Annotated in this window: 12 protein-coding genes; 6 read left to right on the top strand and 6 right to left on the bottom strand. The window is 73.4% G+C overall.

Annotated elements, in window-relative coordinates:
* Positions 1-287 precede the first annotated feature (287 nt).
* Complete coding sequence (locus AB0I11_RS25015; RefSeq protein WP_357325177.1) at positions 288-9,956, top strand: calcium-binding protein; 9,669 nt, start codon at positions 288-290, stop codon at positions 9,954-9,956.
* A 50-nt stretch (positions 9,957-10,006) separates the two neighbouring features.
* Here AB0I11_RS25015 and AB0I11_RS25020 read toward each other — a convergent pair whose 3' ends face one another.
* Together AB0I11_RS25020 and AB0I11_RS25025 are read right to left on the bottom strand one after the other, a co-directional pair.
* Entirely contained in the window at positions 10,007-10,855 is an 849-nt protein-coding gene (locus AB0I11_RS25020) for a PhzF family phenazine biosynthesis isomerase (protein ID WP_357325180.1), read from the bottom strand.
* A 16-nt stretch (positions 10,856-10,871) separates the two neighbouring features.
* Positions 10,872-11,390 (bottom strand): GNAT family N-acetyltransferase, encoded by a 519-nt coding sequence (locus tag AB0I11_RS25025; protein ID WP_357325183.1) that lies wholly within the window; start codon positions 11,388-11,390, stop codon positions 10,872-10,874.
* Between the two features lie 427 nt (positions 11,391-11,817).
* Between AB0I11_RS25025 and AB0I11_RS25030 the strand changes: the two genes are divergently transcribed.
* Positions 11,818-12,099 (top strand): hypothetical protein, encoded by a 282-nt coding sequence (locus AB0I11_RS25030; protein WP_357325186.1) that lies wholly within the window; start codon positions 11,818-11,820, stop codon positions 12,097-12,099.
* Here AB0I11_RS25030 and AB0I11_RS25035 read toward each other — a convergent pair whose 3' ends face one another.
* Positions 12,100-13,101 carry an NADP-dependent oxidoreductase gene (locus tag AB0I11_RS25035; protein ID WP_357325191.1) on the bottom strand — a complete coding sequence of 334 codons (1,002 nt, stop codon included), beginning with the start codon at positions 13,099-13,101 and terminating at the stop codon, positions 12,100-12,102.
* A gap of 91 nt (positions 13,102-13,192) precedes the next feature.
* Here AB0I11_RS25035 and AB0I11_RS25040 point away from each other — a divergent pair, with 91 nt between their 5' ends.
* Positions 13,193-14,170, top strand: coding sequence for a YafY family protein (locus AB0I11_RS25040; RefSeq protein ID WP_357325194.1), 978 nt, complete (start codon positions 13,193-13,195; stop codon positions 14,168-14,170).
* On the opposite strand, the gene AB0I11_RS25045 is transcribed toward AB0I11_RS25040, so the two are convergent.
* Both AB0I11_RS25045 and AB0I11_RS25050 read right to left on the bottom strand, forming a co-directional pair.
* Positions 14,149-14,343 (bottom strand): DUF397 domain-containing protein, encoded by a 195-nt coding sequence (locus AB0I11_RS25045; protein ID WP_357325197.1) that lies wholly within the window; start codon positions 14,341-14,343, stop codon positions 14,149-14,151. The two genes, AB0I11_RS25040 and AB0I11_RS25045, sit on opposite strands and share 22 nt — an antisense overlap.
* Complete coding sequence (locus AB0I11_RS25050) at positions 14,331-15,077, bottom strand: helix-turn-helix transcriptional regulator (RefSeq protein WP_357325200.1); 747 nt, start codon at positions 15,075-15,077, stop codon at positions 14,331-14,333. Before AB0I11_RS25050 ends, AB0I11_RS25045 begins: the two co-directional genes overlap by 13 nt.
* 160 nt (positions 15,078-15,237) lie before the next feature.
* Between AB0I11_RS25050 and AB0I11_RS25055 the strand changes: the two genes are divergently transcribed.
* Positions 15,238-15,558 (top strand): hypothetical protein, encoded by a 321-nt coding sequence (locus AB0I11_RS25055; protein ID WP_357325203.1) that lies wholly within the window; start codon positions 15,238-15,240, stop codon positions 15,556-15,558.
* On the top strand, positions 15,555-15,806 hold the full coding sequence (locus tag AB0I11_RS25060; RefSeq protein WP_357325206.1) for a flavin reductase: 252 nt from the start codon (positions 15,555-15,557) through the stop codon (positions 15,804-15,806). The genes AB0I11_RS25055 and AB0I11_RS25060 overlap by 4 nt, the downstream gene beginning before the upstream one ends.
* 100 nt (positions 15,807-15,906) lie before the next feature.
* Here AB0I11_RS25060 and AB0I11_RS25065 read toward each other — a convergent pair whose 3' ends face one another.
* Complete coding sequence (locus tag AB0I11_RS25065; protein WP_357325209.1) at positions 15,907-17,145, bottom strand: family 16 glycosylhydrolase; 1,239 nt, start codon at positions 17,143-17,145, stop codon at positions 15,907-15,909.
* A gap of 265 nt (positions 17,146-17,410) precedes the next feature.
* Between AB0I11_RS25065 and AB0I11_RS25070 the strand changes: the two genes are divergently transcribed.
* A complete protein-coding gene (locus AB0I11_RS25070) occupies positions 17,411-20,059 on the top strand; it encodes a glycoside hydrolase family 3 protein (protein WP_357325211.1) in 2,649 nt (882 codons plus the stop codon).
* The last annotated feature ends 17 nt before the right edge of the window (positions 20,060-20,076 follow it).

The raw sequence follows: 20,076 nt of genomic DNA on the forward strand, positions 1-20,076 counted from the left end.
CGGCTGCCCGCCCCGCGCCGGCCCCCGAAGTCCTGGGGCGTCGGAGCGCCAACTGACAGCGCTGCCGACGGCAGTTTCGTTACGCGTGCCGGCCGGTTCGATCCGTGGCGGCGGATCGCTCTGGCTGATTGCTCAGTCCGATCACGACAGCCGGCGCAATCACGTCGACCGATCAGCCTGACAGGCTGTCACGATCTCGACACAGAAGTTGTGGGTCATCTCTTTGATCGATGTGCTGTCGCGGGACCAGCGCCGTCGGTGACGGACCATCCAGGAAGAGGTGGCTCATGGTGGCACTACGGCGGCTGCTGGCCGCACTGACCGCGACGGTGGTGACCGCCGCGCTCGCTCTGGTGTGGACCGCGGCGCCCGCCCAGGCCGACGAGGCGTGGGAGTCCGCGCTCAAGAACCTGATGACCCGGACCGCCACCTGGACGGAGGGCGGGCTGTCCCGGATCGGCCAGCTCGGCCAGCCGCTGCCGCTGCTCGGGGTCAGCCCCGGCGCCCTGGTCGAGACCGACAAGCTCACCCGCAAGGCCGCCGACGCGCTGGCCTCCGGGCTGACCAAGGACGACGTCGACCTCGGCGGCGGCACCCGGCTGACCAGCTCGGTCACCTCCGACGGCGGCGACCACCTGCTGGACGTGCTGCTCACCACCAAGCGGCAGGTCAGCGACAAGGACCTGACGGTCGGCGGGGTCACCGTGGCCAAGGCGGTCGAGGTGACCGGCTGGGCGACCCTGCACCTGCGCGCCCGGCACACCGCCGCCGGGGAGACGTACCTGGTCCGCGACGGCGACACCCCGCGGCTCGACATCGACGCCGCCGCGAAGCTGCGCGGCGACCTGGACCAGGCCACCGCCTCCGTCGGCATCCTGGGCGTGACGCTCACCGCCGGCAGCACGCTGACCGCGCGTACCCACGTCAAGGTGACCCTCACCGACCCCAACGGGGACGGCCGGCTCGCGTTCGACACGGCTGCCGGCGCCGGGACCGGTGAGCTGGGCGCCGCCGGCTCCCTCGCCGGGCTGGTCCAGGTCGCCCTCGACGGCGCCGGCGGCGGGAAGATCTCCGACACCGAGACCGAGCCGGGGCCCGGCTCCGTGCACGCCGTGGTCAACCTCGGTGCGGCCACCGCCGGTGCACCCTTCGCCCTGCCCGCCGTCGCGGCGGCCGTCAAGGTGGACTGGAACGACATCGCCGTCGGCGCGCCCACGGTCACCACCACCGGGCTGGACGAGACGATCGCGCCCTTCCGCACCATGAGCCCGCTCGACCTCGCCGCCGGCCTCGCCCAGCTCGCCACCCTGCTCGGCGGGGTGCAGCAGAGCGGGCCGGCGGGCAACCTCAACCTGCCGTTCCTGCGCGGCACCTTCGCCGACGCCGTGAAGGTCAACGAGAAGCTCACCGGCTTCCTCAAGAAGTACGTCCACCCGAAACCGGACGACCCCGACTTCGACCCGGCCACCGACGACCCGGCCAAGGCCGGCCAGCCGACGTTCAGCTCGATCCAGGAACTGGTCAAGCTGCTCGCCGCCGAGGGCCTGCCGGTGGACAACCTCTCCTTCGCCGGCGAGAAGCTGGTCTTCCGGGTGACGCTGGAACGCGAATCCACCGTCGCGGTGCCGCTGGACCCGGGCGCCGCCTCGGTCTCCGGCCGGGGCGCCACCTTCACCGCCAACGGCTTCAGCCTCGCCGACGACGACCGTCGGTTCACCGCGGGTGAGCTGGTCGGCCAGCGGGTCGTCGCCGGCACCTCGGCCGGCACCATCGCCGCCAACACCGCCACCTCGATCACTCTGGCCGAGGACTGGATCGGTGGCCGACCGGCCGCCGACAGCGTCTGGGTGATCAGCGGATCCAGCCCCAACATCGGCGCCGTCGAACTGGCCGGCACGCTCACCAAACCGGCCGGCGGCGACAAGAAGGTCGGCCTGCGGGCGGCCAACGCCCAGGCCAGCTTCGCCACCGTGAAGCCGAGCTACAGCGCCGCCGTCACCCTCGTGCTCGACCTGCGCGACGACCTCGGCAGCGCGGCCGCCAACGCCGACCGGGTGCTGCTGCGCACCGACCCGGCGACGCCGCTGTTCGCCGCCGACTTCCCGATCACCACCGGGGTCGACTTCTTCGCCACGGCCGGCTTCCTCAAGGTCAAGCTCGGTGGCAACCTCTCCGTGGGGCCGGCCGCCACCGGTCAGCGGATGCTGCGGGTCGGCTTCAAGCAGGCCCAGGACGTCAGCCTCGGCGAGCTGTTCCGCCGGCTGCAGTCCGAGCCGGGCAACCTGCTGGCCGTCTCCTCCTCGGTGAAGACCACCGGCCGCGTCACGGTCAGCGTCCCCGGCGCCACCGGTGCGCTCGGCGAGGGCGTCGGCGTCGACGTCAGCTGGCAGGCCGGCGGGCAGCCGGTGGTGGACACCGCCGGCCTGGCCGACATCCTCGCCGTCGACTTCAACCCCGACGACCCGAAGGCGCTCTTCGCCGTGGTGGTGGAGGCGCTGCGGCTGGTCAACACCGCGCTCTCCGCGCCCGGTGGCGGCAGCGGCCCGCTGAACACCGAGATCCCGCTGCTCGGCCGCTCCGCCCGGGAACTGCTGGGCGCCGACGAGAGCGGCGTGGGCAAGGGCGTCACGTTCACCGCCGACGGCGCGAACTTCCTGCTCAAGGACGCCGGCCGCAGCGGCGACGCGGCGTTCGACCCGCGGCTGACCGGCCGTACGGTGGTGATCGGCAGCAAGGCCTACCGGGTGCTGGCCCGGGTGGACGGCCAGACCCTGCGGGTCGAGGCGGCCGGCTCGCCGAAGCCCGGCGACGGGTCCGCGTACGCGCTGCGGCCCGAGCTGGCCGACGCGCTGGACAAGCTGCTCGCCGCACCCCCGGACAACCTCCAGGACGCCCTCGACCGGCTCAACGGCGCCATCGGCGCGGACAGCGGCATCCAGTTCACCCTCGACGAGCGGGCCGGCGGCCCGTACCTGCGGATCGGGCTGGACTGGAAGCGCAACGTGCGTACCGCCGGCCCGCTCGCCTTCGCCTGGGACGGCGCCCGCGAGCTGATCAGCCTGGACAGCTCCGGCACCTTCGCGCTCGACGTCGACGCCCGCGCCCAGCTCGGCCTGCTGCTGCCGCTGAAGCTGGACGCGGCACCGCTGCTGGACAAGAACTCCTCGGCGAAGGTGACGGTCAGCGGCGGGGTGACCGACGCGGCGCTGGCCGCCCGGGTCGGCCCGCTCGCGCTCGACCTCGGCAAGGACCCGGACTTCGCCACCGTCAAGGCCAACCTCAGCGTCGGCCTCGGCGGGCTCGCCGCGGACGGTCCGGTCAGCGGCCTGTTCGGCGTCACCCCGACCTTCACCACGGCCGGCGTCGACTGTGGCGACGGGGTCGGTGGCACGAGCACCCCGATCTGCGCCCGCGCGCCGTTGTTCGTCAACAACTGCGAGCCGGACGACGCCACCAACCTGCTCACCTTCACCATGGGGCTGGACCTGGCCCCGCACGCGCAGACCCCGGACCTCACCTCCTGCTTCGCCAACCTGTCGCTGAAGCTGACCGACTTCAACGTCGGCATCGACGGCTACCTGGCCAAGGTGGAGGAGGCGCTGCGGCTGGCCAGCTTCGACGGCAAGCTGCCCCTGGTCGGCGAGGACCTGCAGCAGGGCCAGAAGTTCATCGCCCAGTTGCGCGCGGACGTCAAGGCGGCGATCGGCCCGGCGTTGGCCGACGCCACCCTGGACAGCGCCGGCATGCAGGCCGCCCTCAACACCGCCCTGCACGACCTGGACCCGGGCGTGAGCGCGGTGGTCGGCTGCCGCAGCGGGGTCACCGCGCCCTGCCAGCCGGAGGACTTCCAGTCCATCCGGATCACGCTCACCACCTCCCGGGGCGCCCCGTCGGCCACGGCCGGCTGCACGGACGCCAGCGACGCCGACCGGTGCCTCACCGCCAACGTCCCGCTCGACCTGGGCATCCCCGGCCTGTCGCTGAAGGCGAAGAAGGGCGCCACCGACGGCATCCAGGCCAAGCTCGGCTGGAAGCTGCACCTGGATCTGGTCCTCGACCGGGACGAGGGCTTCTACGTCCCCACCCACGACGGGGACACCTCGCCCGAGGTGCAGATCGGCGCGAGCTTCGACATGACCGGCGACCTGGCCGCCCAGCTCGCCTTCATCCAGGTGAAGGCGACCAAGCAGGGCACCGCGCCGCTGGTGCGGGCGTACTTCGGGATCGACCTGAAGGGCTCGGCGGGGGAGAAGAGCTGCTTCGACCCGACGGTCACCGCCGACTGCACCGCCAAGCCGGACGACAAGCTCACCCTCGCCGAGTTCGGTGACCTGGGCTCGCTGCTCGCCACCGACCTCACCGCCGCGGTGAACATCGACTGGCGGCTGGCCGCGGCGGTGGACACCGGCGGCGACGTCTCCGCGCTGCCCGGCGTCAGCGCCCACTTCACCCTGAAGTGGGGGCTGACGCACCAGCAGGGCGGGCTCACCCCGACCGGCGACAACGTCAGCACCCCGCTCCAGGTCGCCTTCACCGACATCGCGCTGGACGCTGGCGCCTTCTTCACCAAGATCCTCAAGCCGGTGGTGGAGAAGATCAAGGCGGTCACCGGCCCGCTCCAGCCGGTCATCGACACCCTGTACGCGCCGATCCCGGTGCTGTCCGACCTGTCCAAGGCCACCGGCGGCCCGGACATCACCCTGGTCTGGCTGGCCAAGACGTTCAGCACCCTGGCCGGCGGGCCGAAGCTGGACTTCGTGGACACCGTCCGTTCGGTGATCAGCTTCGTCAACTCGATCCCCACCAACTGCGCCACCAACTGCGCCATCCCGCTGGGCGCGTTCCAGGTGGACCCCGGCCGGGCGCTGACCACGGCGGTCTCGCCCGCCGCGGCGGAGAGCCTGATCGACAAGAGCCACGGGTACGCGCCGGCGAAGACGTCGGACGTCAAGTCCGCCGTGGACGGCGCGGCCGGCGGCGACGCCGGGAAGCTGTTCACGCCCGACGGGCAGGGCCGGACCAACGCCCAGAAGACCGGCTTCAGCTTCCCGGTGTTCGACAACCCGGGTTCGCTGTTCGGCCTGCTCATGGGGCAGGACGTGGAACTGGTCAGCTTCGACTCCGGGCCGCTGTCGCTCGGGTTCAGCTGGCGGCAGTCCTTCGGGCCGGTCTACGCCCCGCCGCCGGTGCTGGTCACCCTCGCCGGCAGCGCCTCGGTGACCGCCCGGTTCATCGCCGGCCTGGACACCGCCGGCATCCGGCACGCGGTCGAGGCCGCCACCGACGGCACCGCGCTGGACGCGGTCAGCCTGCTGGACGGCCTCTACTTCAAGACCGCCGACAGCACCGGCACGGCGGTCCCGGTGGTCACCCTGCGCGGCGAGATCGCGGCCGGGGCGCAGGTGAGCGTGCTGATCGTCAAGGCGGGTATCGAGGGCGGCATCCGGCTCACCGTCGGGTTCAGCTGGAACGACCCGAACAACGACGGCAAGTTCCGCACCAGCGAGTTCCTCCAGGCGCTCCTGGTCAACCCGGTCTGCCTCTTCACCACCAGCGGCGCGCTGTCGGTGTTCCTCAAGGTCTACATCACCATCGACCTCTTCCTGTTCAGCAAGACCTTCGACTTCACCCTGGTCGACGCCACGCTGCTGGACTTCCGGGCGCAACCGGACTGCAAACCGAAGCCACCGGAACTCGGCGGCACGGTCGGCGACACCCTGGTCGTCTTCGCCGGCAGGTTCGGCACCAAGGACCAGCGCGGGGACAAGGCGTGGGACAACGGCGCCGGCACGTACGCCGGTGACGTGGTGAAGGTGTACGCCGTGCACTTCGCCGACCCGGATCCGGACTTCGACGGGTTCGCGGTCGAGGCGCTCGGCCGCAAGCAGGAGTTCCTCGACCCGAACCTGACCCGGGTGGTCGTCGACGGCCGCGGCTACCAGGTCGCCGACGCCGACAAGACCTCGCTGTCGATCCTGCTGCTCGGTGACGGTGACACCGGCGGCGACGGCACGAAGACCTCGGTGTTCGACCGGGCCGCGGTGATCATCGGCTCGGACGGCCGGGACCAGATCCGCACCGGCAGCGGGCCGGCCTGGGTGGACGGTCGCGGCGGGGACGACGTGATCGTCACGGCCGAGGCGGCCGGCCAGGTGAGCCGGGTGGCCGGCGGCGCCGGCAAGGACACCGTGACCACCGGCGACGGCGACAACGTGGTGGCCGGTGACAGCGGTCTCGGCCCGGTGGACCGTTCCGGCGGCACCACCGTGCACACCTCGGTGGGGGACAAGACCCTCGACGGCCTGGTCGACTGGACGAAGCTCACCGCGCCCAGCGAGGCGACCGGCGGCGAGGACGACCACGTCACCGTCGGCCACGGCGCCAGCACGGTCTACGGCAACGGCGGCGACGACGTGCTCGGCGTGGTCGTCGACGACCGGCCGAACGGGAAGAACACCCTGATCGGCGGGCCGGGTTCGGACATCCTCAACGGCGGCACCGGCGACGACACCATCCACACCGCCGGCAGCACCGCCCCCGCCGACCCGGACGCGCCCGGCAGCGGCGACGCCGGGCTGGTCAACAAGGTCGACACCGGCTCCGGGCAGGACACCGTGCACGGCAGCGCCGGCAGCGACCTGGTCGTCTCGCACTCCGCGAACGGGCAGACCGGGCACCTCTACGGCTACGGCGGCGACGACGTGCTGGTCGGCGGCTACGGCACCGACGAGTTGTTCGGCGGCCCCGACGAGGACTACGTGATCGCCGAGCCGGCCACGGTGGGCGAGCCGGACGGCACCGACGGGTACGGCCCGGCCCGGCCGGTCAGCCACCAGCCGCTGCCGGCCGGTACCCAGTCGCAGACCAAGCTGCTCGTCGGCGGCCTGGGCAGCGACCATCTGATCGGCGGGGACGGAGGGGCGACGGTCTTCGGTGACCGGCGGCTGACCGCCGAGACCTGCGCCGACGCCGCGCTCGCCGACGCCCAGCCCGACCCGACCGACCAGGGCGCGGCCGACCTCATCCTCGGCGGCGCCGGGGTCGAGGTGGTCACCGCCGGCAGCGGCGACGACCGGGCCGACCTCGGCGGCGGCGACGACCGGGCCTGCGGCCAGCTCGGCGACGACACCCTGCACCTGGGCGGCGGCGCCGACCGGGCGTGGGGCGGTCCGGGCGTGGACCAGCTGCACGGCGACGACGGCGACGACCTGCTCTTCGGCAACACCGGCGACGACGGCCTGTTCGGCGGCACCGGCATCGACACCGAGGAGGGCAACCAGGGCGCCGACCAGGTGCTCGGCGGCCCCGACGACGACGTGCTCTACGGCGGCGGGCGCACCGCCGGCGTGGCCGACGGCCGGGACTTCGTCTACGGCGAGGGGGGCGTGGACCGGATCGTCGGCGACAACGGCACCCCGCGCATCGGCGACGTCGGGCCGTACCCGCTGGACCTGGCCGGGGACGTGCCGGCCGCGGGCGGCGGGGACGTCATCTCCGGCGGCCCGGAGAACGACGTCGCGTACGGCGGCCTCGGCGACGACCGGGTCGACGGTGACGGCGGCGACGACCAGCTCGAGGGGAACAACGGCGCCGACCTGGTGCACGGCGGCACGGGCCGGGACGAGATCGTCGGCGGCTCCGGGCAGGAGCCGGCCACCGGCACGGGCCGCCCGGACACCGGCGACCGGCTCTTCGGCGACGGCGACGCGGACCTGATCGCCGGGGACAACGGCCGGTTCACGCCGGCCACCACGGACGCGACCCGGGTCACCCAGGGCCGGACCGGTCCGCAGCGCAAGGTCACCCTGCTCGACCTCGGGTTCAGTCCGGCCGCCGGGACCAGCGGCGGAGACCTGATCTCCGGCGGCGACGGCGACGACGTGATCTTCGGTCAGGGCGGTCCGGACCGGGTGCACGCGGACGCGGGCGCGGACTTCGCCGAGGGCGGTCCCGGCACCGACTGGGTCGAGGGCAACGCCGGCGACGACGACCTGGTCGGCGGGTCCAGCACTGCGTACGACGGGACCGGGGCGAGCACGACGGGCCAGCCGGACACCGCGGACGCGGTGTTCGGCGGGCCCGGCTCCGACGCGGTCATCGGGGACAACGGCGCGGTACTGCGCCCGCTCCCCGGCGAGCAGCCCACGGCCGTGACGGTCCGGCTCGGCGCGGACGGCGCCCCGTTCGGCCCGCGGATCGTGGTGCTGCTGGACCGGGCGGCGCTCAGCCCCAGCCGGTTCGGCGCGGACCGGATCAGCGGCGGCGACGGCGTGGACACCCTCTGGGGCCAGGACGGCGACGACGCGTTGACCGGTGACGGCGACGGCGACTACCTGGAGGGCAACGGCGGCGCGGACAGCCTGCGCGGCGACGGCGCCCTCGGGGCGGCCGGGCACGCCACGGTCACCCCGCTGCCCGACCCGGGCTGGCCGGGCGACCCGTCGCCCGCGGCAGAGCTGGTCGGCGCGGGCGCGCCGGCCGGGCAGGACGACCTGATCGGCGGCAGCGCGGCGGCCGGGTTCCGGGACACCGGGGACGTCCTGGAGGGCAACGGCGGCGACGACGTGCTCCTCGGCGACAACGGTTCGCTGCTGCGGACCGTGACCACGGTGAACGGCAGTCCGGCCGAGCGGGTCTACACCGAGCGGTACCCGACCGGCGCGGTGCCGGCCGACGCGACCGCGGCCCGCACCCACGACCCGGCGCTGCCCGGCCCGTCCACCCGGTTCTGCACCACCGGGCAAGCCACCTGCGAGCCGGCCGGCGCCTACGGCAACGACCAGCTCTTCGGCGACGCCGGCAACGACGGGGCGTGGGGCCAGGACGGCGACGACCTGATCCGGGGCGGCGCCGGCGACGACGACCTCTTCGGTGAGCTGGGCGCCGACACCCTGTACGGCGAGGACGGCCGGGACGCCATCCTCGGTGACCGGGGTGGCGTGGTGAACCAGTACCTGAACGCCGACGACGTGGCGGCGCTCGGCTTCACGGCGACGCTGTCGTCGGTGCCCCAGGAGTCGTACACCGGGTTCCGGGCCGGCGGGTACGACCGTCGGGTGGACCTGCTGCACGACACCGACGGGGACGCCTGGATCGGCAGCGCCACCTCGGCGGCCATGCCTTACGCGGGCCTCACGGCCGGCGCGGCCGACTACATCCGGGGTGGGGCCGGCGCGGACAACATCCACGGCGGCTTCGGCGACGACGTGGCCAACGGTGACAGCGGTGGCGACGAGGTGTTCGGCGGCGAGGGCTCGGACGTGCTCTGGGGCGGCAAGGGCTGCGACCCGGTGCTCGACGCGACCAACCCGCAGTGCCTGGTGGACGGGGTGTTCAGCGCCGCCGCCCGGGGCGACCAGGACCAGTACGTCGACCACCTCTTCGGTGGCGCCGGGGCGACCAGCGGCCCGGCCGTCACCGCGGTGCTCGGGTCGGACCTGCTGGACTTCCGGCCGCGCGGCTCCTACCCGGACAACTGCGCGGCGGGGGCCTGGCCGGTGGACCTGTCCACCGGGACGGTCGACCCGTGCCGCTGGTTCGAGGCAACCAACCTGGACAACGACGTCCTCGCCGACAACCAGCACCACCACGGCACGGACTGGATCTACGGCGGCTGGGACCGGGACGTGCTCCAGGGCGACGTGACCCAGAACGGGCCGAACAACGGTGACCGGCTCTTCGACTGGAACGGCGCGTACAACCTGTTCACGCACTGCAACTCGGCGTACGGCGGGTTCAACGACATCCGCCAGCACAGCCCGGCGATGCAGGACTTCCTGACCCGGCTGGCCTGGGCCACCGGCGCCGGACGCAGCGCCGACGACGTGACCACGGCGGGCACCTCCGCCTTCCTGGAACTGTCCTACGTGTATCCGCGGGACAACAAGGATCAGGGGGCGGGGGCGGCGTTCCCGTCCACCCCGGGGCACTTCGACACCCCGTCCTGCACCGACTGAGTGAGGCGTCCGGGGCCCGGCTCTCCCGTGGGAGCCGGGCCCCGGCGCGTTCAGCCCTCGACCGGCGGCATGACCACGGCCGTCCCGGTCACCCGGATGCCGCCGGTGGCCGGCACGTCGACCACCAGCAGCCCGGGCCGGCCCAGGTCGGCGCCCTGGTGCAGGCGCAGGGTCACCGGCGGTTCGACCAGCCCCCGGGTACGCAGGTAGCCGCCGAACGCGGCGGCGGCCGCCCCGGTCGCCGGGTCCTCGACGACGCCGCCGACCGGGAACGGGTTGCGGACGTGGAACTCGGTGCCGGAGGCGCGCCAGACCAGCGCCACCGTGGTCCAGTCCCGGCGCAGCATCAGCTCGCGCAACCGGTCGAAGTCGTAGTCCAGCGCGGCCAGCCGCTGCCGGGTGCCCGCGCCGAGGACCAGGTGGTGGGCGCCCGCGTACGCGACGGCGGGCGGCAGCGCCGGGTCGAGGTCGCCGGCGGCCCAGCCCAGGGCGGCGAGCGCCTCGGCAAGGTCGTCCGGCGGCACCGGCGCGTCGGCGGGCGCGACGCTGGTCAACGTGGCGGTCGGCCGCCCGTCGGCGTCCCGGGCGGTCGCCACCGGGACCGTGCCGGCACGGGTCCGGAAGGTCAGCTCGCCGGTCCCGCCCCGCTCCGCGACCGCGACGGCCGACGCGATGGTCGCGTGGCCGCAGAACGGCACCTCGGCCTGCGGGCTGAAGTAGCGGACGTCGTACTCGCCGGGGCCGGTGGCGGTGAGGAACGCCGTCTCGGAGTAGCCGATGTCGGCCGCGATGGCCTGCATCTGCGGCTCGGTGAGGGCGCCGGCGTCGAGGACGACCCCGGCCGGGTTGCCCGCCGCCGGGTCGGTGGTGAAGGCGGCGTACCGCAGAACTTCCGTCATGGCGCCAGGCTACGGGTCAGCCGCCGGCGGTCCGTACCCAGCGGATCTCGCCCTCGTGCCGGACGTCGGTGGGGGTGAGGCCGGCGGCGGTGGCGACGGCGGCGGACGCCCGGTGGTCCGGGTGGATGTGGGCGATCACGGTGCGTACCCCGTGCCGCTGGAGCCAGGCGATCAGCGCGCGGGTCGCCTCGGTGGCGATGCCCCGCCCCTGCCACGGCGTCCCCACCACCCAGGCGATCTCCGCGGTGCGCCCGTCGGCCGGGCCGGTGACGGTCGCCTGGACCGTGCCCACCAGGCATTCCTCGTCGGCAAGCCGGATCACCCAGTTGCCCCAGGAGACGGCCGGGTCGGGGGAACCGGCGACGAGCCGTTCGTAGCGGGCGCGAAGGGCCGCCGGGTCGGCGGGGGAGCCGCCGATGAAGGCGTGCAACCGCGGGTCGGCCAGCACGGCGGCCATCTCCTCGGCATGCGCCACGAGCAGCGGCAGGAGGAGCAGCCGCTCGGTGCGGATGGGCTCCGGCGCGATGGGCGTCATGCGCTTCATCATGCCGTGGCCACCGGCCGACCGGGCCGGTGATCTGTTCGCGGAGCAAACCGGTGCGGCCAGCCGCAGCGTCCCAGTGTCGAGGGACCAGCTTCCGCGCACCCGGTCGTTCACCGGAAGGTGGGCCCCAGCCGGGCGTCAGTCCACATCGGCGCGATGTTTGTGCAGGGTGTCGACGCCTCCGCTAGGATTTCGCTGTCCTCGCACGGTGTCAGCCATGCGAGCGACCTATATCGACATTTTGGTGGAGTGCCGGCCGACTCGGCGCTCGACTGCCTTGCTAAACCCTATGCAGAGATGCACCCGTACCACCTGAGATCTTGCTCGGTCGGCGACAGGACCTCGGCTACACCAGTCATTGCGTACTGGTCGAGCTGAGCCTGCGCGCCTCACTCGACCGGAGTGAGGGGTAGGGGACATGGGGGTCGTCGAACCGAGCCTCTGGGCCGGAGTCGCCACTTCTGTAGCCGCCGTCTGTGCGCTGGCGTGCCGCCTGATCCGCGAGAAGATCCATGCGGACCGGGACAAGGCGCTGGTCGAGTTGGCGTTGCGTGACACCGACCCCGGCGACCGCCGGGACATCCTCGAAGGCTTGGCGGAGCTGCGGCCGCTCAATGCCCAGGCCGGCCGGGACGACGGCTCGGCCACAGATCTGGCGTCCGCCTTGCCCGGAAGGCTCGCGCGGAAGAGGCGGCGATGATCAGCTCACGGGTGTCGACAGCCGCACCGAGACGTTGCCCCGGTAGGTACCGCGCAGCAGGGCGAGGAACGCCCGCGGCACGTCCTCGATCCCGCCCTCGACCACCGTCTGCGGATACACGAAGCGGCCCTCGCCCAGCCAGGTGCTGAAGTGCTCCCGCCAGGCCGCGATCTGCGCGGGCGTGTGGTGGCAGGAGAAGGGCAGCAATGCGACGCCGCGGGCCTCGGCCGCCGCGGGGTCGGGCTGCGGAAAGCGCTGTGCCGCGCCGCCGAGCTGGCTGGACAGCGAGCCGCAGAGCGCGAAGCGCGCGCCGGGCCGGGCCGCCTGCAACGCCCCCTGGTACTGCTCACCGCCCACCACGTCGAAGAAGACCGAGATGCCCTCGGGGGCGAGTTCCCGCAGCCGGTCGGCCGTCGAGCCGTCGTGGTAGTCGAAGGCGGCGTCGTAGCCGAGTTCGCGCACCAGGTAGTCGACCTTGGCCGGGCTGCCGGCGCTGCCGATCACCCGGGTGGCGCCCAGGCACCGGGCGATCTGTCCGGCCAGTGAGCCGACGCCGCCCGCCGCGCCGGAGACGAACACGACGTCGCCCGCGCCGACCGCCGCCACCTCGGCCATCCCGTGGTAGGCGGTCGGTCCCTGGCCGAGGTGGTAGCCGGGGTCGGCGAACAGCGTGCGGTCGAGCTTGACGTACGAGCCGGCCGGGCCGGCCGAGTGCTCGCTCCAGCCGGTCATCGACTGGACCAGGTCGCCGACCTTGAGGTCGGGGTTGTCCGAGCGCACGACGGTGCCGATCGTGGCCACCCCGACCCGCTGCCCCGGCCGCCAGGCTGGCACCGGGATGGCGCAGTCGGCCCGCATCAACTCCAGGTACGTCGCGGCGAGGCCGATCTGCTCGGTGCGTACCAGGACCTCGCCGTCCACCTCGGTCTTTGCGACGGTGAAGTGGTCGAGGGTGGGGCTACCGGTGACCTGGGCGGTCAGCTGAATCTCACGGGTGATCATCTTTTGTCCTTGCCTCGGGTGTGGCCGTCGTGATCGACACTAGAGAGGCTTGCGGTCAGTTCCTGACCGGAAGTCGAGGCAGGATGTCGGTATGGCGAACACCAGCTCGCGGACCCTCAGGCTGCTCTCGCTGCTACAGACCCACCGACACTGGTCCGGCCCGGAACTGGCCGGTCGGCTCGGGGTATCCGAGCGGACGCTGCGCCGCGACGTCGAGCGGCTGCGCCAGCTCGGCTATCCGGTCGGCGCCGCCCGGGGCACCGACGGCGGCTATCAGCTCGCGCCCGGCGCGGTCCTGCCGCCGCTGCTGCTCGACGATGAGGAGGCGGTGGCCCTCGCCGTCGGCGTCGGCGACGCGGCGCAAAGCGGGATCGCGGGAATGCAGGAGGCGTCCCTGCGCGCCCTCACCAAGGTGGTGCGGGTCCTGCCGCCCCGGCTACGGGCCAGGGTGGACACCCTGCGGGCGATGACCCTGTCCGCCGTCACCGCCGGGCCGGTCGTCGCGGCAGACGTGCTCACCGCGGTCGCCCAGGCCTGCCGGGACGAGGAGCGCCTGCGGTTCGGCTACACGGCCCGGGGTTCCGCACCCACCGAGCGCGAGGTCGAGCCGTACCGCGTGGTCGCCCTCGGCGGCCGTTGGTACCTGGTCGCCTACGACCTGGGCCGGCACGACTGGCGTAGCTTCCGGCTCGACCGGCTGAGTGGGCCGGCGGCCACCGGCGCACGCTTCCGGCCCCGCCCGCTGCCCGCCGAGGACGCGGTGACCTTCGTCCAGGCCGCGAGCGGGGCCCCGGCGCCGTACACGGTGACGGCGCTGGTGCACGCGCCCGCCGCGCGGGTGCGGCAGGCGGTGGGCAGTTGGGGCACGGTCGAACCGGTCGATCAGGACCGCTGCCGGCTCACCATGACCTCGACCTCGCTCGACTGGCCGACGCAGGCGCTGGGCAACGTGGGCGCCGACTTCGAGGTGCTGGGGCCGCCGGAGTTCGTCGCGCACGTCCAGGAGTGGGGCGGCCGCTTCCTCCGCGCCACCCGGGCAACCGGCGGTCAGGACCGCGAGGCGAGCTGAGCCACGAAGGCCCGCCAGGCCGGCGCGGCGAAGGTGAGCACCGGGCCCGTCGGGTCTTTCGAGTCGCGTACGCCGACGACGCCGGGCAGGTTGTCGGCGACCTCGACGCAGGCACCACCATTGGAACTGCTGCGGGTGCTAGTGCGCCATCGCGCGCCGGTCAGCTCATCCATGATCGCGCTTCCAGGAAGTCGATGGTCTGGTCTCGCGGCAGCGAAACGGACCTCACGGTATCCCAGACGGTCCACAGCGGTGCAACGTCATTCGTGATCCGGCCGGCTGCCTGGTCGTCGAGGTAACCGACCTCCTCGCCGTCCGGTGTGGTGGCGATGATGAACGGCCCGGCCTGCCCCGGGTGAAGCCCGGCCCGTAGGGGAAGGACATGCACCATGACATGCTGGCGCTGGGCAAGGTCGATCAGGTGATCCAGTTGAGGGCGCATGAGTTCGGCCGGGCCTCGACGCAGTGCCGCCTCGTCGATGACGAAGACCAGTAGCGGCGGCCGTGCCCGATCGAACACGGCGCTCTGACGGCGAAGCCGGGCCTCCAGGTAGGCGTCCGCGTTCTCGTTCAGCGGGCCGCTGGTCAGGACCGCGCGGGCGTAGGCCGGGGTCTGGAGCAGACCGGGCAGCACGGCCGACTCGTACCACCGCAGTCCGGACGCCTCTCGCTCGATGTCGGCCCAGGGCCGGAACCAGGCCGGCTCCTTGCGCTTGAGGGCATCCGGCCACAGATCGGCCGCGTCCTTGCCGAGCAGTTCGGCGACCCGGGCGCGGTGCCGGGTCTGCGGTATCCGGCCGTGGCTGGCCCACCGGGCCGCCGTCTTGGGGTCGACCCCGATCCGCGCGGCCAGGCTGTCGGCGGTGTATCCGGCCTCGGCCATCGCGGCCTTGACGGCGTGGTTCATCCCGGTGCCTCTCGAACGTCCCGAACATCCCAGCGCCATAGTGCAACGCAGTGTGATCGTCCCGCAACGCTCGGCACGCTTCCCTGTGGACGGCGGGCTGCCGGCGGCGCGTCACTGCGGCCGGCACTGCCGGTGGTGCGGGAAACGAGAGGGGCGAGGCATGGCGGAGGACGAACGCGGCGCGCCACGACCGGCCGTCGCCAGGGCCGGGACGTTCGCCGCGCACACGACCGCGCCGCCGGGCTGGACCTGCGACGACTGCGGCGAGGACTGGCCCTGCCCGGCGTGGACGGATCCGCCGACGGATGCCGCCCGCCGGGCCGAGTTGCTGCCGGAGTTCGTCCGGCTGGCGCGCCGGGCGATCCGCGATCTGCGCGGCCGTCCGGGCGGCCCGCAGCCGCCCGAGATCGTACGGCGGTTCCTCTGGTTCTTCCCGCTCACCGACGAGGAGGCCCGCGCCGTGGCGTTGAGGCTGCGATGAGCCGGCGGCGGCCGGAGCACGCTCCGTCGCGTCCCACCTGGCGTTGCCGCGCCTGCGGGATCGCCTGGCCGTGCTCGCCGGCGAAGCTGCGCCTCCTCGGCGAGTACCGCGAGGCCCGCACCGACCTGCTGATCTACCTGGCGGTCTGTGCCGCCGAGGCGGCCGAGCAGCTCGCCGGCCACCACGGTGACGTCCCGCCGGCCGCCCTGTACGACCGCTTTGTCGGCTGGGCGCGCCCGCGCGGTTGACCCGCGTGACGCTCCCGGTTGCGGCGATGGCCGGCCCGGTGCCGCCGGGGCGGACGGTGTCCACCCCGGCGGCACGCGCCGGTCTGCGCGGCGGGCGCGGTCAGCGGCGCCACTTCTGGTTCGCGCCGCCGGTGCAGTCCCAGATCTGCAGCCGGGTGCCGTCGGCGGAGCTGACCCCGGTGGCGTCCAGGCACTTGTTGGACTGCGGGTTCACGATGTCGCCGGCGGACGTGAAGGTCCACCGCTGGGCGCCGGTGCCGTTGCAGTCGTAGAGCTGCACCTTCGCGCCGTTGGCGGTCGACCCGCCGGCCACGTCCATGCACTTGCCGAGCGCGCGCACCGAGCCGTCGGAGTTCCACGTCCACCGCTGGGCGGCGGTGCCGTTGCAGGTCCAGAGCTGCACGGCGGTGCCGTTGGCGGTGCTCGCGGAGGCGACGTCGACGCACTTGTTGCCGTACCCGGTGATCGGGCCGCCGGTGCCCCCGCCGCTGCCGCTGTCCCAGGCCTGGACCCGGACGTAGTCGATCGTCATGGTCTGCGGGAACGTGGTGCTGCCGTCGGGCGAGCCGGGCCAGTTGCCGCCGACCGCGACGTTCATGATCATGAAGAACGGGTGGTCGAAGACCCACCGGTTGCTGCCCGCGTCGGCCGGGGTCTTGCGGGAGTACGCCACCCCGTCGAGATACCAGGTGATGGAGTCGGGGGCCCAGTCGACGGTGTAGGTGTGGAAGGCGTCGGCGAGGGCCTGGCCGTTCGGCAGCGAGGTGGAGCCGCCGAGGCCGTTGCCGCCGGAGTAACCCGGGCCGTGCAGCGTGCCGTACACGGTGGACGGCTGGTTGCCGACGTTCTCCATGATGTCGATCTCACCGCTGTTGGGCCACGGGTTGGTGGCGATGTCGTTGCCGAGCATCCAGAACGCCGGCCAGAGTCCCTGCCCGCGCGGGATCTTGATGCGCGCCTCGAACCGGCCGTACGCCTGGGCGAAGGTGCCGTTGGTGAGCAGCCGGGCCGAGGTGTACTGGCAGCTGCCGTACCAGCAGTTGTAGCCGTTCGGATTCTCCTTGCGGGCGGTGATCACCAGGTTGCCGTTGCCGTCGAGCGCGGCGTTGCGGGTGCTGTTGGTGTAGTACTCCAACTCGTTGTTGCCCCAACCGCCGCCGCCGATGTCATAGCGCCACTTGCTCCCGTCGGGTGCGGCGCCGGCGGCGCCGATGAAGTCGTCGGACCAGGTCACGGCCCCGGGTCCGGCGAGGGCCGGACTGCCGGTGGTGGCGGTGAGCGCGACCGTCAGGCCCAGGCTCGCCAGGGCCACGGCGGCGATGGTGCGGATGCTGCGCACGGATGCCTCCCTGCGGTTGTGGCGTTCCCGTCCGGCCGCGGGACGGCCGCCCGAACGGTAAACAAACCATAAAGATAGACTTCGATGAAGCTATGAACGAAGTCGACGGCTGTCAAGAGAGCGCTTCCTCGGCGGCGGGAACCATTCCGGAACCCGCCGGTAATATTGACGTCACGCGATGCCGTTCGGAAGGATCCGGTAGCGGGGCGAGGGCGGCACCGGGCCGACGGGGTACCGGGCGACCGGTCCCGTGGGGAGGCACCAGATGAGACTGCCCAGGTACGCCACGCTCGCCGGGGTCGGCGTGCTGGCGTTGGCCCTGCTCCCGGCCCCACCCGCGGCCGCGGCCGACGCCCAGACCGTCACCGTCAGCACCGGCCGGTCGGTGTACCCGGCGGCCGAGGGCAGCCGGGCACCGGTGGACCTGGCGGTGTCCACCTCCGACGGACGGCCCCTCGATGCGGCCGTCACCGTGCGCTGGACGGCCGGGGGTGGCACCGCCACCGCCGGCGCCGACTTCACCGCCGACTCCGGCGCGGTCACCTTCCCCGCCGGCAGCCCGTCCGGGACCACCCGCTCGCTCGCCGTCACCGTGCGCGCCGACGGCATCCCGGAAACCGCCGAGACCGTGCCGGTCACCCTCACCGCCGCCGGGGCCACCGTCGCGGCCCGGCCCACCGTGGTGGTCGACGCGCACGGCCTGCCGTACCTGGACCGCCGGCTGCCCGTGTCGCGGCGGGTCGCCGACCTGCTCGGTCGGATGACGCTGGCCGAGAAGGTCGGCCAGATGACCCAGGCCGAGCGGGCCGCCGTCGCCGACGACCCCACCGCGGTCGCGCGCTGGCAGCTCGGCTCCGTCCTCTCCGGCGGCGGCTCGACCCCGGCCACCAACACCCCGGCCGCCTGGGTCGAGATGGTCAACGGGCTTCAGGCCCAGGCGCTGAGCACCCGGTTGCAGATCCCGTTGATCTACGGCATCGATGCCGTGCACGGCCACGGCAACGTCTACGGCGCGACGATCTTCCCGCACAACGTCGGCCTCGGCGCCACCCGCGACCCGGCGCTGGTCGAGCGGATCGGGCACGCCACCGCCGCCGAGGTGCGCGCCACCGGCATCCCGTGGAACTTCGCGCCCTGCCTCTGCGTGTCCCGCGACGAGCGGTGGGGCCGCAGCTACGAGAGCTTCGGCGAGGACCCGGCCCTGGTGGTGTCGATGGAGAGCGTCATCGACGGCCTGCAGGGCCGCCGGTCCGGGCAGCTCGACGACGCCGACCGGGTGCTCGCCACCGCCAAGCACTTCGCCGGTGACGGCGACACCGACTACGACGAGGCCACCGCCGCCGCCAACGAGGGCAAGCCGTGGTGGGAGCAGAAGTACCCGATCGACCAGGGCGTCACCGTCACCGACCAGGCCCGCTTCGCCCGGATCGACCTGGCGCCGTACGCGCCGGCGGTGCGTCGCCACGACGTGGGCAGCGCGATGCCCTCGTTCTCCAGCGTGGACTGGACCTCCGACGGGCTCGGCAACCCGATCAAGATGCACGCCAACCCGGACCTGATCACCGGCGAGCTCAAGGGCCGGCTGGGCTTCGACGGCTTCGTCATCACCGACTGGGAGGGCATCCACCAGATCCCCGACCCGGCCGAGCCGACCAACACCGGGCTGACCGCCTACAAGGTACGGGTCGGGGTGAACGCCGGCAGCGACATGTTCATGGAGCCCAACACCGCCGAGCAGTTCGAGCAGCTGCTGCTGGCCGAGGTCGACGCCGGCCGGGTCGGCCTGGCGCGGATCGACGACGCGGTGCGCCGGATCCTCACCAAGAAGTTCGAGCTGGGCCTCTTCGAGAATCCGTACGCCTCGGCGGCCAACGTCGACCAGGTGGGCAGCGCGGCGCACCGGGCGCTCGGCCGGGAGGCCGTGGCCAAGTCGCAGGTGCTGCTCAAGAACAGCGGACGGGCCCTGCCGCTGCGCCCCGACGCGTCGATCTACCTGGCCGGCCGTAACGCCGACGACCTGGGCAACCAGGCCGGCGGCTGGACGATCACCTGGCAGGGCGTCTCCGGCCCGGACGCGATCCCCGGCACCTCGATCCTGGACGGCATCCGCCAGGTCGCCCCGGGAGCCCAGGTCACCTACAGCGCGGACGCCTCCGCCCCCACCGGCGACGCCCAGGTGGGCGTGGTGGTGGTCGGCGAGACCCCGTACGCGGAGGGCTACGGCGACGTCGGCGGCCCGGAGTGCGGCTGGTGCAGCGTGCCGCAGCAGGAGGAGAAGTCGCTGCGGCTGCAACCGGCCGACCGGGCGGTCGTCGACAAGGTCTGCGCGGCGCTGCCCACCTGCGTGGTGCTGGTCGTCTCCGGCCGGCCCCAGGTGCTCACCGACCAGCTCGCCGAGATCGACGCGCTGGTCGCCTCCTGGCTGCCGGGCAGCGAGGGCGCGGGCGTGGCCGACGTGCTCTTCGGCCGCCGCCCGTTCACCGGCCGGCTGCCGGTGAGCTGGCCGCGCGCCGAGGAGCAGGTGCCGATCAACGTCGGTGACGCCGACTACCGGCCGCTGTACCCGTTCGGCTGGGGTCTGCGTACCGACCGGGGCCGGGACCGGCTCGCCGCGCTCGCCGCCGACCGGCCCCAGCTGGGCGCGGCGCTCGCGCCGGGCGCCTGGCACGCCGACGGCTCGCTGCGCGACGCGCCGCGGGTCCTGGACCGCCTGGGCGGGCAGCTGCGCGCCGACCGCGGGAACGGCGCACTGGTCGACGCGGTCCTCGCGGTGGCCCGCGATGCCGCCCAGGACGCGGTGGTCCGGGGCGACGCGCCGGAGAACTGGGCCGCCCTGCTCGCCGACGCCGAGCACGCCCAGCTCAGCGGCGACCCGGTCCGGGCGTTCACCCTGCTCGTCCGCGTCGCGCGCTGACCCCCGCCGGTCGGTCT

The sequence above is a fragment of the Micromonospora sp. NPDC050495 genome (genome assembly GCF_040655175.1).
Classification (GTDB): domain Bacteria; phylum Actinomycetota; class Actinomycetes; order Mycobacteriales; family Micromonosporaceae; genus Micromonospora.

What these genes read in the sequence shown, in the direction of transcription:
- AB0I11_RS25015 (WP_357325177.1), top strand. Translation starts at nt 288, where the DNA reads ATGGTGGCACTACGGCGGCTGCTGGCCGCACTGACCGCGACGGTGGTG.
- AB0I11_RS25020 (WP_357325180.1), bottom strand. Translation starts at nt 10,855, where the DNA reads ATGACGGAAGTTCTGCGGTACGCCGCCTTCACCACCGACCCGGCGGCG.
- AB0I11_RS25025 (WP_357325183.1), bottom strand. Translation starts at nt 11,390, where the DNA reads ATGACGCCCATCGCGCCGGAGCCCATCCGCACCGAGCGGCTGCTCCTC.
- AB0I11_RS25030 (WP_357325186.1), top strand. Translation starts at nt 11,818, where the DNA reads ATGGGGGTCGTCGAACCGAGCCTCTGGGCCGGAGTCGCCACTTCTGTA.
- AB0I11_RS25035 (WP_357325191.1), bottom strand. Translation starts at nt 13,101, where the DNA reads ATGATCACCCGTGAGATTCAGCTGACCGCCCAGGTCACCGGTAGCCCC.
- AB0I11_RS25040 (WP_357325194.1), top strand. Translation starts at nt 13,193, where the DNA reads ATGGCGAACACCAGCTCGCGGACCCTCAGGCTGCTCTCGCTGCTACAG.
- AB0I11_RS25045 (WP_357325197.1), bottom strand. Translation starts at nt 14,343, where the DNA reads ATGGATGAGCTGACCGGCGCGCGATGGCGCACTAGCACCCGCAGCAGT.
- AB0I11_RS25050 (WP_357325200.1), bottom strand. Translation starts at nt 15,077, where the DNA reads ATGAACCACGCCGTCAAGGCCGCGATGGCCGAGGCCGGATACACCGCC.
- AB0I11_RS25055 (WP_357325203.1), top strand. Translation starts at nt 15,238, where the DNA reads ATGGCGGAGGACGAACGCGGCGCGCCACGACCGGCCGTCGCCAGGGCC.
- AB0I11_RS25060 (WP_357325206.1), top strand. Translation starts at nt 15,555, where the DNA reads ATGAGCCGGCGGCGGCCGGAGCACGCTCCGTCGCGTCCCACCTGGCGT.
- AB0I11_RS25070 (WP_357325211.1), top strand. Translation starts at nt 17,411, where the DNA reads ATGAGACTGCCCAGGTACGCCACGCTCGCCGGGGTCGGCGTGCTGGCG.